At 36.8% G+C, this 18,027-nt stretch carries 15 protein-coding genes and 1 other RNA gene; 8 read left to right on the top strand and 8 right to left on the bottom strand.

Annotation, left to right across the window (positions count from 1 at the left end; translation table 11 throughout):
• Window positions 1-99: 99 nt before the first annotated feature.
• Both Q0039_RS08580 and Q0039_RS08575 read right to left on the bottom strand, forming a co-directional pair.
• Window positions 100-1,011: a pseudouridine-5'-phosphate glycosidase gene (locus tag Q0039_RS08580; protein ID WP_297511674.1), complete on the bottom strand. Its 912-nt coding sequence runs from the start codon at window positions 1,009-1,011 to the stop codon at window positions 100-102.
• Window positions 1,012-1,020: 9 nt separating this feature from the next.
• Window positions 1,021-1,284, bottom strand: coding sequence for a PfkB family carbohydrate kinase (locus Q0039_RS08575; RefSeq protein ID WP_297511672.1), 264 nt, complete (start codon window positions 1,282-1,284; stop codon window positions 1,021-1,023).
• Between the two features lie 133 nt (window positions 1,285-1,417).
• Here Q0039_RS08575 and gcvT point away from each other — a divergent pair, with 133 nt between their 5' ends.
• A complete protein-coding gene (gene gcvT / locus Q0039_RS08570; protein WP_297511670.1) occupies window positions 1,418-2,500 on the top strand; it encodes a glycine cleavage system aminomethyltransferase GcvT in 1,083 nt (360 codons plus the stop codon).
• A gap of 87 nt (window positions 2,501-2,587) precedes the next feature.
• Complete coding sequence (locus tag Q0039_RS08565; protein WP_297511668.1) at window positions 2,588-3,298, top strand: YebC/PmpR family DNA-binding transcriptional regulator; 711 nt, start codon at window positions 2,588-2,590, stop codon at window positions 3,296-3,298.
• A 47-nt stretch (window positions 3,299-3,345) separates the two neighbouring features.
• On the opposite strand, the gene Q0039_RS08560 is transcribed toward Q0039_RS08565, so the two are convergent.
• Window positions 3,346-4,761, bottom strand: a complete 1,416-nt coding sequence (locus Q0039_RS08560; RefSeq protein WP_297511666.1) for an AAA family ATPase — start codon at window positions 4,759-4,761, stop codon at window positions 3,346-3,348.
• Window positions 4,762-4,860: 99 nt separating this feature from the next.
• Here Q0039_RS08560 and Q0039_RS08555 point away from each other — a divergent pair, with 99 nt between their 5' ends.
• Both Q0039_RS08555 and rsmD read left to right on the top strand, forming a co-directional pair.
• Window positions 4,861-5,664 (top strand): DUF3822 family protein, encoded by an 804-nt coding sequence (locus Q0039_RS08555; protein ID WP_297511664.1) that lies wholly within the window; start codon window positions 4,861-4,863, stop codon window positions 5,662-5,664.
• Window positions 5,661-6,209 carry a 16S rRNA (guanine(966)-N(2))-methyltransferase RsmD gene (gene rsmD, locus Q0039_RS08550; protein WP_297511661.1) on the top strand — a complete coding sequence of 183 codons (549 nt, stop codon included), beginning with the start codon at window positions 5,661-5,663 and terminating at the stop codon, window positions 6,207-6,209. The genes Q0039_RS08555 and rsmD overlap by 4 nt, the downstream gene beginning before the upstream one ends.
• Here rsmD and rnpB read toward each other — a convergent pair.
• Window positions 6,207-6,525: RNase P RNA component class A (gene rnpB / locus Q0039_RS08545), an RNA gene on the bottom strand. The genes rsmD and rnpB overlap by 3 nt on opposite strands.
• Before the next feature lie 182 nt (window positions 6,526-6,707).
• On the opposite strand from rnpB, the gene dnaX reads away from it, so the two are divergent.
• Together dnaX and Q0039_RS08535 are read left to right on the top strand one after the other, a co-directional pair.
• The gene (dnaX, locus tag Q0039_RS08540; RefSeq protein ID WP_297511659.1) at window positions 6,708-7,790 is read left to right on the top strand and encodes a DNA polymerase III subunit gamma/tau; all 1,083 of its coding nucleotides are present in this window, start codon (window positions 6,708-6,710) and stop codon (window positions 7,788-7,790) included.
• Between the two features lie 56 nt (window positions 7,791-7,846).
• Window positions 7,847-8,458: a DNA polymerase III subunit gamma/tau gene (locus Q0039_RS08535; protein ID WP_297511656.1), complete on the top strand. Its 612-nt coding sequence runs from the start codon at window positions 7,847-7,849 to the stop codon at window positions 8,456-8,458.
• On the opposite strand, the gene Q0039_RS08530 is transcribed toward Q0039_RS08535, so the two are convergent.
• From Q0039_RS08530 to Q0039_RS08515, 4 genes are read right to left on the bottom strand one after another with little or no spacing between them, the layout of a single operon-like run.
• Window positions 8,455-9,456 carry a proline iminopeptidase-family hydrolase gene (locus tag Q0039_RS08530; protein ID WP_297511654.1) on the bottom strand — a complete coding sequence of 334 codons (1,002 nt, stop codon included), beginning with the start codon at window positions 9,454-9,456 and terminating at the stop codon, window positions 8,455-8,457. The genes Q0039_RS08535 and Q0039_RS08530 overlap by 4 nt on opposite strands.
• Window positions 9,457-9,465: 9 nt before the next feature.
• Window positions 9,466-10,356 carry a rod shape-determining protein gene (locus tag Q0039_RS08525; protein WP_297511652.1) on the bottom strand — a complete coding sequence of 297 codons (891 nt, stop codon included), beginning with the start codon at window positions 10,354-10,356 and terminating at the stop codon, window positions 9,466-9,468.
• A 17-nt stretch (window positions 10,357-10,373) separates the two neighbouring features.
• Window positions 10,374-12,488, bottom strand: a complete 2,115-nt coding sequence (ppk1, locus tag Q0039_RS08520) for a polyphosphate kinase 1 (protein WP_297511650.1) — start codon at window positions 12,486-12,488, stop codon at window positions 10,374-10,376.
• A complete protein-coding gene (locus Q0039_RS08515) occupies window positions 12,481-12,975 on the bottom strand; it encodes a histidine phosphatase family protein (protein ID WP_297511648.1) in 495 nt (164 codons plus the stop codon). Before Q0039_RS08515 ends, ppk1 begins: the two co-directional genes overlap by 8 nt.
• Window positions 12,976-13,359: 384 nt before the next feature.
• Between Q0039_RS08515 and Q0039_RS08510 the strand changes: the two genes are divergently transcribed.
• Together Q0039_RS08510 and Q0039_RS08505 are read left to right on the top strand one after the other, a co-directional pair.
• Complete coding sequence (locus tag Q0039_RS08510) at window positions 13,360-13,878, top strand: hypothetical protein (protein ID WP_297511646.1); 519 nt, start codon at window positions 13,360-13,362, stop codon at window positions 13,876-13,878.
• Between the two features lie 30 nt (window positions 13,879-13,908).
• A partial coding sequence (locus tag Q0039_RS08505) for a hypothetical protein (protein WP_297511644.1) occupies window positions 13,909-18,027 on the top strand: 4,119 nt, incomplete at its 3' end.

Genomic DNA, 18,027 nt, shown 5'->3' with positions numbered 1-18,027 from the left:
AAGTGTTTTATCAATTCTAGGGCAAAATTACAAATGTTTTTTGGCTTAAAGAGGACGATTTAAAATAAATAACAACTTTTTAATACTAAATAAGCCTCCTTAAAGTTTCGAATAGGCAACTGCCAGTTCAGCGGCCAGTTTTGCATTATTTTTTATTAATGCAATATTTGCTTCTAAACTCTCCCCTTGGGTATGTTCGGCAATATGTTTTAAAATAAAGGGAGTAACCTCTTTACCTTTAATTCCCATCGTATTTGCCGTATTTAATGCTTCCAAAATATGTGTTTCAACTGCTTCCATTGGCATCTCATAGGCCTGTGGAACTGGATTAGCAATAAGAACCGAACCCTCTAAAGCTAAACCCCATTTCACTTTAAGCATTTGGGCTAATCCAGTAATAGAATTTTCACTCATAGGCGATTGAAAACCACTCTTTGATGAGTAGAAACTTGGAAACTCAGATTGGCCGTATGTAACAACCGGCACCCCTAAAGTTTCTAAATATTCTAAAGTTAAACCAATATCCAATATCGATTTTACACCCGCTGCAACTATGGCAACATTGGTGCGACTCATCGCTGTTAAATCAGCAGAGATATCCATGGTTGTGGTTGCACCACGATGGACACCACCAATACCTCCCGTTGCAAAAATTGAAATACCAGCCATAGCCGCAATATGCATGGTTGTAGCCACTGTTGTAGCACCGTCTATTTTTTGTGCAATCACATAGGGCATATCGCGAAGACTAACTTTCCACACTCCTGAAGATTGTGCAAAATCATCAAGTTCAGTATCAGACAATCCTACACGGCAATAGCCATTGCGAATTGCAATAGTAGCCGGCACAGCACCATGAGCGCGAACAACTCCTTCTACTGCTTTTGCGGTCTGAGCATTTTGAGGCCAAGGCATACCATGGGAAATAATAGTGGATTCTAAGGCAACAATAGGTTTGTTTGTTGCGATTGCGTCGGCAACTTCTGGACTTAATTGGAGAAAGGAATTCATGGATAAAATTTAGTTTTCAAGTGTTCTATCATATGGGGATACAGAAGCTTTAAAATGATGATAAATTTCATTTCCATATGCATCATCTCCTAAAGCGGTGATCAATGTATTCGGAATTTTTAATGCTGCGAGATGACGCGCTACATTGGCCATTACACCTCCAAAACGCATCGTGCCTTTTGCTGGATTCGAAGTTTCTAGTACCATTGGGGACTGACTGAAATAAATTTCATCGACGAGAGTAGCACCAACGCAAATAATGGATGATTTCATAGAGCGAAGATAGGAAATGTTTCGTGTTTTTGAAGCCTTATTGGTGTTTGACTTCTAGCAAATTTGAAACTGAATTTTAATTGCTGTTGTTTCTTTATTTCTTACTTTTGCGCCACAAACCAACATCGATATAATGAAAAATACTGCTTTATCACACATACATGAGCAATTAGGTGCAAAAATGGTTCCTTTTGCCGGATACAACATGCCTGTTCAATATGAAGGGGTTAATAGCGAACATGAAACGGTTCGAAATGGAGTCGGTGTTTTTGATGTTTCGCACATGGGTGAATTCTTAATTTCGGGTCCGAACGCTTTAGAATTAATACAACGTGTTACTTCTAATGACGCTTCAGTTTTGGAGGTCGGTCGCGCACAATATTCATGTTTACCTAATGAAAATGGAGGAATTGTAGACGACTTGATTGTTTACCGCTTGGAAGAAACACACTATTTATTAGTTGTAAATGCTTCTAACATAGAAAAAGACTGGAATTGGATTGCTTCACACAACTCCAACGGAGCAACGATGCAAAATCTATCCGATGACTATTCGTTATTAGCAATTCAAGGTCCAAAAGCCATTGAAGCGATGCAATCGCTAACCTCTGTAGATTTAGCAGCGATTCAGTATTACCATTTCAAAGTAGGCACATTTGCTGGAATTGAAGATGTAATTATTTCGGCTACTGGTTATACTGGCTCGGGTGGTTTTGAATTGTATTGTAAAAACGCTGACGTTGAACAATTGTGGACCAAAGTATTTGAAGCTGGGGCTGCATTTGGAATTAAACCGATAGGACTTGCTGCGCGCGATACCCTTCGGTTAGAAATGGGTTTTTGTTTATATGGTAACGATATCAATGACAACACCTCTCCTATTGAAGCTGGACTGGGTTGGATTACCAAATTTACCAAAGAATTTACCAACTGTACTGAATTAAAATCACAAAAAGAAAATGGGGTGCAGCGCAAATTAGTTGGTTTTGAGTTGTTGGATCGTGGTATTCCCCGGCATGATTATGAAATTGTAGATGCACAGGGGAACAGCATTGGAATTGTCACTTCGGGCACAATGGCACCAACTTTAGGAAAAGGAATTGGTATGGGGTATGTAAAGTCTGAATTTGCTACTGTTGATAGCCCAATCTTTATTAAAATCAGAAACAACCAAGTAGCCGCTAAGGTGGTTAAAATGCCATTTTATAAGAAATAAGACGTACTACGGTTTTTGACTTTTCTAGCGAAAAGTTTACCTTTGCTTTACGTAATTAAAATCATAAACTGCAAAATAATCGCAACTATGGGAAGAGCGTTTGAATTTAGAAAAGCCCGTAAAATGAAACGTTGGTCAGCAATGGCAAAAACGTTTACTCGAATTGGAAAAGACATTGTAATTGCTGTAAAAGAGGGAGGTCCAAATCCGGAATCGAATGCACGATTGCGAGCGGTAATGCAAAATGCAAAAGCGGCAAACATGCCCAAAGAAAATGTTGAGCGCGCCATAAAAAAAGCATCCGATAAAGACACGGCTAACTATAAAGAAGTATTATTTGAAGGGTATGCGCCGCATGGAATTGCGATTCTAATTGAAACCGCAACAGACAACAACAACCGAACGGTTGCCAATATCCGGAGTTATTTTAATAAGTGTAATGGCACCTTAGGTACACAAGGATCAGTCGAGTTTATGTTTGATCATACTTGTAATTTTCGCATCCCAAATACCGGACAAGATATTGAAGAATTGGAATTGGAGATGATCGATTTTGGCGTTGAAGAAATCTTTGCAGATGAAGACGGTATATTAATGTATGCCCCTTTTGAAAGTTTTGGCTCGATTCAAAAACATTTAGAAGCAGAAGGGATTGAAATTTTATCTTCTGGATTTGAACGTATCCCGCAGGTAACCAAAGAATTGACCGCTGAACAAGTTGCCGATGTCGAAAAGTTGTTGGAAAAAATTGAAGAAGATGATGATGTGATGAATGTCTATCACACCATGCACGAATAATTTTAATAGTAAATCATCCCAAAAGTCGGTCCGTAGATCTGCTTTTTTTATTCCTCAAAAAAATCATTTTTAAATCCGATCAAATATAACCGATCTTTTGCTCGGGTCATTGCCGTATATAACCATCGGACATAATCGGCATTCATCCCTTCGGGCATATAGGGCTGTTCAACAAAGACGGTATTCCACTGCCCTCCTTGCGATTTATGACAGGTAATTGCATAAGAAAATTTTACTTGGAGTCCGTTGAAGTATTCATTCTGCTTCAACTTTTCCATTTTTTTATACTTTGATGGCTCATCCTCATAATCCAACAAGACTTCCTCATACAAACGATTGGTTTGTTCATAGGTAAGTGATGGTGCTTCACTTTTGAGCGTATCCAAAATCAAGACCGTTTCAAAAGGCAATTGATCGGGATAATCGACCATTCGAATTTTTACGCGGGCGAACTGAAAATCATACAACGATTTATAACTGTAAATTTCCAACACTTCTATAATATCCCCATTTGCTATAAATCCGGCAGCATCAGTCTCATTCAACCAAAAATAATTATTCTTGACCACCATGAGAAAATCACCTGCAGCTAACATACTTTCCTTAAAGAGAATTCGCGCACGAATCTGTTCATTATATTGATTGGCGCGTTTATTGGATCGAACAATAAAAGCCGTATCCTCAATCGAAAAATTAGCATAAGCACTATTAATTGCATCTTGAATTTCATCGCCATCTTCCAATCGAATAATATCCTTAAATCCACGTAATTGGAACTGAAATCCTTCAAAAAAATCATCTAATAACAATTCACGCAACTGTGTTGCATTATATAAAATTCCCGATTTTTCCTCTTGACGCATAACTTCATCAAGTTCAATCGTATCGACTTTTTTATCGTAATGCAAGGCCAATGTATCGGTGTTCAATGCGGGTGAATCGATACGGTTAACCGGTGGCAATTGCGCCGTATCGCCCAAAAGAATCAATTTACATTGTTGATTATTATAAACATAGAAAATTAAATCATCCAACAACGAACCGTTTTGGGAACTACCTGAACTATGCTCATGATCGGCAATCATTGAGGCCTCATCGACAATAAACAGCGTGTTTTTGTGTTTGTTTTGCTGTATCGTAAACGTCACACCAGCAGCAGACTTCTTTGGAAAATATATTTTTTTATGGATCGTATAGGCCGGTTTTTGAGAATAATTGGCAATAACTTTCGCTGCTCGACCCGTTGGTGCTAACAAAACCGATTTGTAATTAACCGCAGCCAAACAATTCACTAATGTTGCAATTACAGATGTTTTACCCGTTCCAGCATAACCTTTTAATACAAAAATTCGATCATCATTGGAGTCCGTGATGTAATGGGCAATTTTTTGAAAAAAAACTTCCTGCTTCAACGTAGGTTGAAACGGAAACGAATGGTATAAATGCTGATAAAAGTTTTTCATGCAAACCACAAAGATAGTCGAGGTGATTTGAATTTGAAGCACATCAACACAAGCTTATATTAACAATATTTCGTAAGTTTGTCATTCCACTCCAACGCAATGCAAAACATTATTGAAAAAACATATAAACGTCTCGCTATTCAGGTATCCCTGAGCGGTTTGTCGTTTGCAGTTTTTGATGGAATTACGGATAAAATTGTGCTATTAAAGGACATTCCTTTCACTTCGTTCCAACGCAGTTCAAAAATTGAAGATTTATTTGCGGTTGTTTTCCATGATCATCCAGAATTACGCAATCGCTATGATGAAATCAAAATTATTCACTGTAATGGCCTCTGTACCTTTGTCCCGAGTGCTTTGTTTGATAAAGATTTTATTGGAAGCTATCTTCAGTACAATACCAAGGTTTTTGAAACCGATTATTTCACCTATGATAGTATACCCAATTACGAGATGGAAAATGTATATATTCCTTATGTGAATATGAATAACTTTTTTATCGACCAATATGGTACGTTTGACTATCAACATGCCCATACACTATTGGTTCAAAAGTTATTGGATTACTCTAAAAATACTGCGGATCGAAAAATGTTTGTCCATGTGAACAACGGTCATTTTGAAATTATTGTTATTGAAAATCGAAAATTGCAATTCTATAATTCATTTGACTATAAAACACCCGAAGATTTTATCTACTACATCTTGTTCACAGCAGAGCAACTGCATTTGAATCCAGAATTGTTTTCGATTGATTTATTGGGCAACATCAATGAAGAGGATCCCTTATATTCCATGGTTTATTCCTACGTTCGCAACGTAAACTTTCTATCCACTGCGATGATAACCAATGGGCGCACCGAAATGGAAAACCGTCATCATTTTATTCTTGTGCACGCGTGAGAATCATTTCTGGCAAATACAAAGGACGGCGCTTAACTGCACCCAAAAACTTACCCGTTCGTCCAACTACAGATATGAGTAAGGAATCCTTATTCAATATTTTAAACAATCAATTTCACTTTTCAGAACTAAAAGTCCTCGATTTATTTTCAGGAACAGGAAATATAAGTTATGAATTTGGTTCGAGAGGATGTGCAGCTATTACGAGCATCGATGCGGATTTTGGTTGTGTTAATTATATCAAAAAAACGGCACGCGAATTGGACTTGAATATTACGGCTATAAAAAGTGATGTTTTCAAATTTTTGGAGCGGCACCGCGGAAACTATGATGTGATTTTTGCAGATCCACCGTACGATATGGCCGAGAAGGATTTTCACCGTTTGGTGGAATTAATTTTTGTACAAGACTTGTTGGATGAAGAAGGAGTTTTAGTAGTGGAACATTCTAAAAATACTAAAATGGAACAACTCCAAAACTTTTCGTTTGATCGCAATTATGGAGCATCGGTTTTTTCGTTTTTTGCGTATTCTGAAGAAGAATAAAAAAGCAGACCTATAAGCCGGATTCTGTATTCCGAATACTCGGAACCCTTATCATTTATCTAGTCCTGTTATTACTAACAAGATCCATCTGCCTACCCCCCGACAACGGACGAGTAACCCTTAACTGTCGGTATACATGGCATTGCACCGCATAGAGTTTACCTGATTTCACTACAGCCGAACTGTACATTCTTTCTGTTGCACTTGTCCTTCTTGCCGCTAAAGACAAGAGACGGGCGTTACCCGCTATGCTACTCTTTGGTGTCCGGACTTTCCTCCCTCCCGAAAACGGGACAGCGATAAGGCGGTCTGCACTGCAAAGATACATTTAAATACTTGGAATTGTAACGGTTGAATTTTAATAATTAAAAAGGGTCAAAACCAATCCTGTAGCGAAAAATTGAAGGTAACCGTTGTGAATAAGTTTTCGGGAAAAAGGAATTATAACCTACACTAGATTTCTTAAAAAAACTATATTTGTATATCCAATTATTCACTATGGAACAGTTTGTAGTATCTGCCCGTAAATACCGCCCGCAAACCTTTAAAGATGTTGTGGGTCAACAGGCAATTACCAATACTTTACTGAATGCTATAGAAACCAATCATCTTGCACAAGCCTTATTATTTACAGGGCCTCGCGGAGTTGGGAAAACTACTTGTGCTCGAATTTTAGCACGTAAAATCAACCAACCGGGCTATGATGACCCAAATGAAGATTTTGCCTTCAACGTATTTGAATTAGATGCCGCATCCAATAATTCTGTAGATGACATTCGCAACTTGATTGACCAAGTGCGAATACCACCACAAACCGGTCAATATAAAGTCTATATTATTGATGAGGTTCATATGTTGTCGACGGCGGCGTTTAATGCTTTTCTTAAGACCTTAGAGGAGCCTCCTAAACATGCCATTTTTATTTTAGCTACTACTGAAAAACACAAAATTATACCGACGATTTTATCGCGTTGTCAGATTTTTGATTTTAAACGTATTACCGTAAAAGATGCCAAAGAACATTTGGCCGAAGTAGCACGCAATCAAGCGATTCAATTTGAAGATGACGCATTGCATATTATTGCGCAAAAAGCTGATGGTGCAATGCGAGATGCCTTGTCAATCTTTGATCGTATAGTTTCGTTTTGCGGAAAGAATTTAACCCGTCAAGCCGTTACTGAAAATCTCAATGTACTGGATTTTGAAACCTATATTGCGATGACCGAATTAATTTTGGCACACAATATTCCACAAACGCTTATTGAATACAATACCATTCTTTCTAAAGGCTTTGACGGACACCATTTTATCACAGGATTAGCATCGCATTTTCGAGAATTGATGGTTTGCAAAAATCCAGTAACGCTTCCTTTGTTAGAAGCTGGAGCGCATGCCCAAAAATTATATGGTGAACAAGCGCAAAAATGTGAATTCTCTTTTTTATTACAAGCAATGGAAATGGCTAATGCTTGTGACTTGAAGTTTAAATCTTCTCAAAACCAACGCTTATTAGTCGAACTTACCTTGATGCAATTGTGCTCCATCGACTTTGATGGAGAAAAAAAAAAGTTAATTTCATAATTCCTCATACGTATTTTCGAAATTCGGGATATTCAATTACCGTTGTTAATCAACCGGTGGAAAAAAAACAAACCCCTGTTATCGAGGCAACAGCTGTTGTAGTTCCCGAGAATGAATCTCCTGCAGTTTCAAAAACATTGGAGCCCACAACTTCAATAACTCCTGAAAAACCAACAACGAATCAATTGGTAGAAAAAGAAGCTGGAGGTAAAGTATCGGTTTTATCCCTTTCGAGTATACGGGCACGAAAAGAGTTGATGGAACAACAAAAAAGCAATCTTCGTGAGGAATCAAAGCAATTGCCTACAGAAAAATTTACAGCGACCGAATTGTTGGAACAATGGTACAAATATGCCGATCGTTTGAATGACAAAGGGCATAAAATTATGGAAGCCTTATTGCGTATCAACGACCCGAAAATTGAAGGCACAACGGTTATTCATTCATTACCTAACGAAGGTTCAAAATTGGATTTTGAAAAAGAGAAACCCGAATTGGTTGCCTTTTTACGTGCTAAATTACACAACCACGAAATCACGTTAGAAATTGAGGTCAATGAAGAAGTAAAAAGCAAAGTTCCCTTTACTCCCCAAGATAAATTCAATCGATTGAATGAAATTAATCCAAATCTTGAATTGTTAAAAAAGTTTTTTGATTTGGAACTTTAACGGTCGGTTTTCAAGAAATTGATGAGCCCGTTCATATACGTTTCTTGATCATCATAAAGTGCCATATGACTCCCGTTTGGGCAGTATAAAAAAGAACCGTTTGGAAATTGATTGGCCATCCATTCCATGTATTTAGGATCCATAGTGTCATAGCGCGCACCTATTACCAGGGTTGGCACCTGTATACTCTTTAATTGATCAGCTACATCCCAGTTGGCCAACTTTCCAGAAACACCTAACTCACTGGGGCCTTGCATGGTAATATATAGCGACGAATTTAGACGACCAAATGCCCTGTTAACAGGTTCTGGCCACTGATTTACAGGTAATCGAAGTATATGTTGGTTATAATAATTTTCCATTAATAGTTTCATATACTGCGGATTAGTATAATCTTTTGCTGCTTCAAGTTTTTGGATTTGTTGCAACACTTTTGGGTCCATTTGTTTTTCCAAAACTTTCGAATACGCTCCATATTTTGGACAACTTGCCATCATATTTGAAACAATTAACCCCTTTAAATTGGATTGATATTTTAAAGCATATTGCATTGCTAAAATACCTCCCCAAGAATGACCCAATACATAAAAATTATCGTTTGTTAAATCTAATGCTTTGCGAACCTGTTCTACCTCTTCAACATAACGATTTAAATCCCAATAGGTAGTATCATTTGGATTGTCAGAAAATCCAGTGCCCAATTGATCATAATAGATATATTCAATGGCTGCATTGGGCAAAAAACTATCGAAGCATTCAAAATATTCATGCGACATGCCTGGTCCACCATTTAATAATAATAACTTGATTTTTGGATTATTTCCAATACGTTTGGTCCAAATTTTAAACGTTTTTTCACCCGATTTAATTTCAACTATTTGAACCCCACCTGTTTTAATTCCTTTGGCCGAATCAAAATGATAATTCGTAGGAGATTTTAAATCTTGACAACTCCAAAACAATCCTAAAAAACAAAGAAATCCAAAATATTTTTTCATACTATCGATTTATATTTTATTGTAATACATGGCTTTAACTATTCCATCCGAAAGACCAATTTTAGGCACAAACAATTTACGAGCCCTACTCCATTTCATCGCATTAAGATAGATACGAATTGCAGGAATAATTACATCTGCGCGATCGGTATTTAAACCTAGTTCAGCAATACGCTGTTCATACGTGAGTGAATTTAAATAATGGTATTGGGAATTTAAATAAAAATAAGACAAGGGCTCATCTTGTAATTTTCCAGACAATTTGAACAATTTATTGATATTTCCTCCTGATCCTATAAGGATAATTTCCTCAAAAGGAGTACACACTTCTTTAATCCAAGATTCGATTTCTATCCATGTGTCCGCTGACACCATATCATTAATCAAACGAACAGTTCCATTGCGAAACGATTTTGAAACGACCATTTTTCCTTCAGAGAAAAGAGAAAATTCGGTGCTTCCACCGCCCACATCGATATACAAATAGGTTTGAGCCGATGCGATAAACACATGCAAATCTGAAGAAGCAATGATGGCGGCTTCTGTTTTCCCATCGATAATTGCGATATCAATTTCGGCTTGCTCTTTGATAAATTGGGTGATTTCCTTTCCATTAATCGCATCGCGCATTGCCGATGTTGCACATGCTTTGTAACGCTCTACTTTATAGACCTTCATTAAAAGGCGGAAAGCGAGCATCGCATCGGCCATACGAATTTTATTTTCATCCGAAATAATTCCAGAGGTAAACGCATCTTGACCTAAGCGAATGGGAACGCGAATCAAAGCCGATTTATTAAATTGGGTTTCTTTACCCTCTTGTTCGACGATATTCGTAATCAACAAGCGCATCGCGTTGGAACCAATGTCAATTGCTGCGTATTTTTTAATAGTAATCATACAAATTTGGGGTGTTATTAGGATAGCAACAACTGATCTTCATACAAATTTTTAAAGTAATCGTACATTTCATATTGGGCACGAAAAACGGGTTCGTCAGATTTGCGTTGACGGTATTGATTATCGAGTTTGTTCGAATGAAATCGTGCCTTTACGTTACCTTTCCAACCAATTTCAAACGTATCGATTATAATTTTTTTAATGTCCTCTTGATAAATTGGACAGGTCACTTCTACCCTTCCATCAAGATTACGTGTCATAAAATCAGCTGAGGAAATGTAAATATCGGGATTGCCTTCATTCCCAAAAATAAATACACGCGCATGTTCAAGTAAATTATCCACTATACTAATCGCTTCAATATTTTCACTCATGCCTTTTACTCCGGGGATTAACGAGCAAATTCCACGTATTTGTAAACGAATCTTTACACCTGCGTTACTCGCTTCATACAATTTTTCAATCATTTCAAAATCAGATAACGAATTCATTTTCAAATCCATATAGGCGGGTTTTCCTAATGCAGCATTGAGAATTTCACGATCGATTAATTTATACATGCGGTTACGCGTATAATGAGGCGATACAATTAAGTGCTTGTAGCGGTGTAAGCGGTAGTTTATATCAAAAAATTCAAAAATTTTAGCAACATCTTTAAGAATTTGCTGATGAGAGGTAAACAACGTTAAATCAGTATATACTTTTGCCGAAGCCTCATTAAAATTCCCAGTCGATATAAACCCATAGCGTTTAATTTTCTGATCTTCAATGCGTTCAACAACACAAATTTTACTATGAACTTTTAGTCCTTTAATCCCAAAAATAAGTTCGATTCCCTCTTGCTGCATCATTTCTGAATAGGAAATATTGCTTTCTTCATCAAATCTTGCCTGAAGTTCTATTTGTACAACAACCCGTTTTCCATTTCGAGCCGCATTTATTAACGAACTAATGATTTGTGAATTTTTTGCCAAACGATACAACGTAATTTTAATCGAAGTAACTTTTGGATCTAAAGCAGCTTCCCTTAAGAATTTAATTACATACGCAAACGACTGAAAGGGTGCATAAACAAGGTAGTCTTTTTTGGCGATTTTAGACAACACATTTCCTTCTAAAGATAATCCAGGAACCGGAAGCGGTTTCTTTTTTTGGTACAATAAATCAAATCGTCCTAAATTAGGAAAGTCCATATAATCCCGACGATTATGGTAACGTCCTCCGGGAATGATACTATCCGACTTATCAATACCCATTCGATTTAAAAAGAAATTCAACGTGTCTTTATCAATAGTAGCATCATATACAAAACGAACAGGCTCTCCCACACGGCGTTCTTTAACCGAGGTGGCTATTTTTTGCAACATACTTTTATTTAAATCACTATCGATATCAAGCTGTGCATCACGCGTAATCTTGATCATGTGCGCTGAAATACTTTCGTAATCAAATACATTAAAAATAGAATTCAGATTGTAGCGGATTACATCATCCAAAAGCATAATGTATTGTTTATCTGCAATAGATGGCAAAACCACCACACGGTTTATATTTTTAGGAATCTCGATGATTGCGTAGCGAATTTCATTGGGTAAAACACGATTGAAAAATTTTGGTTTCTCTTCTTTTCGCATGACCAATTTAACGGCCAAATAACCCGAAGTATCTTTTAAAAGCGGGAACTCTGCAAGATCGTTTAAGATAACCGTAACCAATTCAGGGCTAACGCTTTGAATAAAAAAATCATGAACAAAATTTTGATGTTCTTGGTGCAGTTGGGTTTCATTAACAATGCGAATATTTTCTTTTTCCAATTGCTTTTCTATTGCATTTAGCACACGTAAACTTTCCGTTTGTTGCTTGATTACGATTTCAGTTATATCTTTAACTAATTGTTGAGCAGTAATACCGCCAAGTATTTTTTCACCGGTTTGTCCCGATAGACTTAATCGGCGAATGGCTGCAAAACGCACTCTAAAAAATTCGTCCAAATTATTTGAAAAAATTCCTAAAAACCGAAAACGGTCAAGTAAGGGAACCGTTGGGTCAGCAGCTTCTTGAAGAACTCGGGCATTAAACGTTAACCAACTTTTTTCGCGGTCAATAAAACTATTTCTATTATCATTATTCATGGTAGTTGTCTCTATGTGAACGAAATCGGATTGTTTTTCCAGAATGAATTTGATACCAATTTTCGGCTTCAAACGCAAGGGTTACCCAACCCGATGTAGGAACATTTTCAATATATCGGTCCCCAAATTTATTAACAAAATCTGTAATAGCCGTATTATGTCCCAAAAGAAAAACATGGGTATTAGAAGAATCGAGATTTTTAACAAATTTTTCAAGATTGATGCAGTCAAAAGTGTATAGCTCATGGCTTATCTTTAGCTTACTGTACTCAAAATCGAGTCCTTTGAGTAATATAGAGGCTGTTTCTTTTGCACGAACTGCAGAACTCGAATAGATAACATCCGCTTTTACGAGTTCGACTTCAATTATTTTTTGCAGTTTTAACGCTCGTTCAATACCTATTTCAGCTAGTGGTCTTTGAAAATCTTCTACTGGGAATACCCACGATGATTTTGCATGCCGAACCAAAGAAAGGAATAAAGTCATTTTTTGTAAGAAATTTTATGTTAAATTATATTTTTTATTTGTTTTATCCGTTTTTTATGCATTTTGTCGATATATTTTTTTGTTGATTAAAAAATACGGGGTACTTTCGGACTGTTAAAATTAAGCATTGTTTATAGTTTGCTATTAAATCAAGGTTAATTTTAATACAAAGCAGTCGAAAATACCGATCATTTGATACGATAAATTGATAAAATTTGTCGATATAGATTTAATTTGAAAGTGGAAAAGGTATTACGTCGAATATTAGTGTAGTTTATAGATAAAATAATAACATAAAAAATACATCAATATAACTTTGAATAGTGTTAACTTTACAGCGGTTTTCACAAATTAGATAACCTATTCAATCTTAATAAATTAAACATGGATAAATCAATTGGTTCCTATTCGTTTTTGAGAAATTTAATTGGGGGTATACTCATTCTCTTTTCAATGCAAACTATTGTTCATGCGCAGCAAGTTGTTCCTTCTAAAGTTACTTCGATTCAACTTTTGGATAATTATTTAAATAATTCTAAGGGTTCCGATCAACTTCGTCTGAACGATTTAGTATATGAGGTGCAATCTTCGGTTTATTTTGAAAACAATGAAGCAAAAACCTATGGTACGAGTCCAGTCAATTTATATACCGACATCAATGGGTTTTTACAATTACCGAACGCTAATTTTGAAAAAGCAACTATTGAACTGATTACAATACGAATTGATAATTCATCTCAAATTACTAATACACTTAATTTAGCCTCTTTAACAGGATTTCCAAAGTTAAAGTATGTATATATATTAGCAACGTTTCCCTACACTTTGCAACAAATTTCTAAAGTAGTTACTTCATCCGGTTCAGATTACATTGTCGTTTTCAAAAGCGACATGGGGTCTTAAACTAGCAACCGAACTTAAAAGTAGAATACCATGAAAAACAACGATATGTCACTCAAGTTCAACCCAACTCGATTTTTACTCCTGCAGCTATTCATGCTTTTTGGAGTATTGGGTAGTTTACATGCTCAGGTATATGTTCCTTTTACACAGCGGACCTCCTCGTATACCCCTGCTAAAACAATTTATAACATCAAAGGTGACTTTACCATGATTGGTAACACCAATTTGACGTTACAAAATTACAGCAACACGACCAATAACAACAACAACACTATGGTTTATGTTGATGTTGATGGTAATACTATTACCGGTTTGGGTGGCAGTCCTACGTTCAACTCTTCCTCAGCTACGTTATCCATTGCATCAGAAAATGGTTCAATCCCTTCGTGTTCTCGAATTGTATATGCTGGATTATACTGGACTGGACGTGCTAATCAATCGGGTAATGCTACAAATACATTCACGGTAACGAAAACAATTGCAGGAACTTCATACACGAAAACATTTGATAAGCGCACCGTTCTTTTACGCGGTCCTGCTGCAACCAGTTATACGACTTTTCAAGCAACTGCTTCCGACATTTATTATGCTACAAATTCCAATAATGGTGATTATATCTATACCGGATATACAGAAATTACCGATTATGTTCGTCAAAATGGTTTAGGTAGTTATACAGCTGCTGACCTTGCACTTCGTGATGGAAATGGAGGTGGTACAGGCTATTCTGGCGGTTGGGGTATTGTAGTGGTTTATGAAAACTCAAAAATGAAAAATCGTGACATTACTATTTTTGATGGTTTTGCTCACATGAATGGATCTACGACAAACAGCCTTCCTGTATCGGGTTTCAATACGGTGCAAACTGGAAATGTAGGGGTTAAATTAGGCGTTATGGCTTCTGAAGGTGATGTGAGCTTGACGGGTGATTTCTTCCGAATTCAAAACCTCGCCAGTGCTACTTACACTACTTTATCGCATAGTGGAAATACGGCAACCAATTTTTTTAACTCATCAATTGCTACCGGAGGCAATACAAGGACTCCAAACTTAGTAAATAATACAGGTATTGACATTGCGATGTTCAATCTCAATAATATCAACAACAGTATAATAGGCAATAACCAAACCACCACTAACTTTCAATACGGTAGTGGTGGCGATGTGTATTCAATTTTTAATATTGTATTAGCGGTCGATGCTTATGTACCCGAAACTGAAGGGATATTAAGCGTTACCCAATTAAATAATGTACCGGTTACTTCAGGCCCTTATTCAATTGAACCCAATCAAGAAATGACGTTTTCAGTTGATATAAAAAACTTAGGAACGGAAGCTGTAAATAATACACAAATAATAATCCCTATTCCCTACAATGCGAGTTATGTTGCCAATTCAGCAGCGGGTAGTATCTTTTTTACACCTTTACCTTCGCCAAACCAAATCTTTTTCAACCCCAATTTAGGTCCAACTGGGTCGATTGTATGGGATTTTGGAACATTACCACTTCCTACAACTCCAGATCAATTACTCGCCCGTCTTACTTTTAAATTCAGAGCTACAACCGATTGTAGTATTTTAAGTAACCCCAGTTGTTCAAATATTATCAATATCAACGGATATATGACAGGAACGGGAGCTATTACAAATTCTGAAATGAATAAACCGTTGATTCAAGGATATCTAAATTCTGGACCTTGTTCAAATGAACCAATTACCCAAGATATTACAATTACCATTAATGGAACGAACTATGTAAATAGTAATTGTTCAGGATTTACAGGTGTTAGAAATTTCAATTATTGTTCAACCAATACAACCATTTCTATTTCTGAAATTGCTGGATTTTTCCCTGCAGGATCCAATTTTTATAATCAATATCCAATTACTTCTCAAACGATTCAATATTCATTACAAAATCCATTACCTTTATTACCTGGGACTTTTCAATTTTATGCAGTACCACCTGGAAGTACAGGATGTAATATTCCCTTTACTTTAACACAATGTCTTGTATTAATTGATGCCGTTGATGACCAAGGGACTCCAATTAGTAGCGCAACTGGTGGTGTTGCTGTTTCAAATGTACTCAACAATGATACGCATAATAATAACCCCGCAACAACCAATACAGTTTCTATTTCCTTCATTTCATCTACAAATCCTGGGATTTCATTATCGCGCACTAGTGTAATTGTTGCTCCAAATACTCCTGCCGGAACCTATGAGTTGGTTTATCAAATATGTGATTTAACGTATCCTGAATATTGCGATACAGCAATTGTATTTATTACCGTTACTGCTCCACCAATAATCGCTATTGATGATAATTATTCCATCGATTGTTCAACCTCAGGAAATTTAACGGGCAATGTACTAACTAATGATTTACTTAACGGGCTGCCTGTGAATTTATCAACCGTAAGTTTGACATTAGTATCGACTTCAAATCAAAATATAACATTAAATTCGACAGGATCTGTTCAATTATCGAATACTTTAGCCTGTGGTGTTTATTCGATTACTTACCAAATTTGTGAATTATTAAATCCAACCAACTGTGATATAGCTACCGTTACAATTACAGTATCTGATTCCCAAGCACCGCAATTTAACGAGGCGCTACCAGTAAATATTACGACAACATGTGAGGCTATACCCTCAGCTGTAACACTTACGGCTACTGATAATTGTGGTTTTGTAAGTGTTGGATTTTCAGAATTAACTACTGCAGGGAATTGTCCTGGAAATTACTCATTGACACGTACTTGGACCGCTACTGATGCTTGTGGCAATACTACAACAGCAACGCAAGTAGTAACCGTTCAAGATACTACGGCACCAGTATTTTTCAAATCGATACCTGTTGATGTAACCGTTGAATGTAACAACATTCCTTCAGTAGCTTCATTAACAGCAACTGATAATTGTGGAGAAGTTACTGTATCGTTTAATGAAATAACTACTGCAGGCAATTGTCCAAACAGCTATACCTTAACACGTACCTGGATCGCAACAGACGCATGTGGTAATACGGCAACTGCTACCCAAGTAGTAACCGTTCAAGATACTACGGCACCATCGTTTGTAGGTACAGCTCCTGCAAATGTTACCGTTGAATGTAACAACGTTCCTACAGCAGCAACACTTACAGCTACCGATAACTGTGGAAATGCTAACGTAACATTTAATGAATCGATTACAACGGGTAACTGCCCTAGTAATTATACGTTAACTCGAACATGGACTGCTACCGATGTTTGTGGCAATTTCACTACCGTTTCTCAAATTATTACAGTACAAGATACGATTGCTCCAACTTTTGTTCAAACTGTACCTGCTACTATTACTGTAGAATGTAATGCTATTCCAGTTGCCGAATCATTAACAGCTATTGATAATTGTGGCAAAGTAAGTGTTTCTTTTAATGAAACGACTACCCCTGGCAATTGTCCTAGTAATTTTACAATAACTCGTACATGGACTGCGACTGATGTATGTGGAAATACGACTATTGTTACTCAAGTGGTAACAGTACAAGATACTACCGCTCCTTCTTTCGTCCAATCGATACCAGCTAATATTACAGTTGATTGTTCAAATGTACCATCTGCTGCAACATTAACAGCATTCGACAATTGTAGTAAAGCAAGTGTAACATTTAATGAAACAACTACCCCTGGCAATTGTCCAAGCAACTATACTATAACACGCACCTGGACTGCAACTGACGCCTGTGGTAATTCCACTACAGCGACTCAAGTGGTAACTGTACAAGATACTACAGCGCCGGTGATTACGAATCCAGCCGTTAGTCATACTATTCAATGTGATGTAGCAGATAATGCCTCAAATTTACAAGATTGGTTAAATAACAATGGTGGAGCAACGGCTGTTGATGCTTGTGGCGCTGTCACTTGGACAAACAACTTCAATACATCAAATTTGGATTGTTCTACAGCGATTACTGTCGTATTTACTGCAACCGATTTATGTGGAAATACCGCTACTACTTCAGCTACATTTACTATTCAAGATACTATAGCTCCTTCGTTTGTAGAATCAACACCGGCAAATGTAACTGTGGAATGTAATAACGTTCCTGCGGCTGCTACGCTAACAGCTACTGACAATTGTGGTACAGCTACT

It is taken from the genome of Flavobacterium sp., assembly GCF_027484945.1.
Classification (GTDB): domain Bacteria; phylum Bacteroidota; class Bacteroidia; order Flavobacteriales; family Flavobacteriaceae; genus Flavobacterium.
Note: the sequence above shows the minus strand (reverse complement) of the source record. Positions and strands in the feature narration are given on the sequence as shown.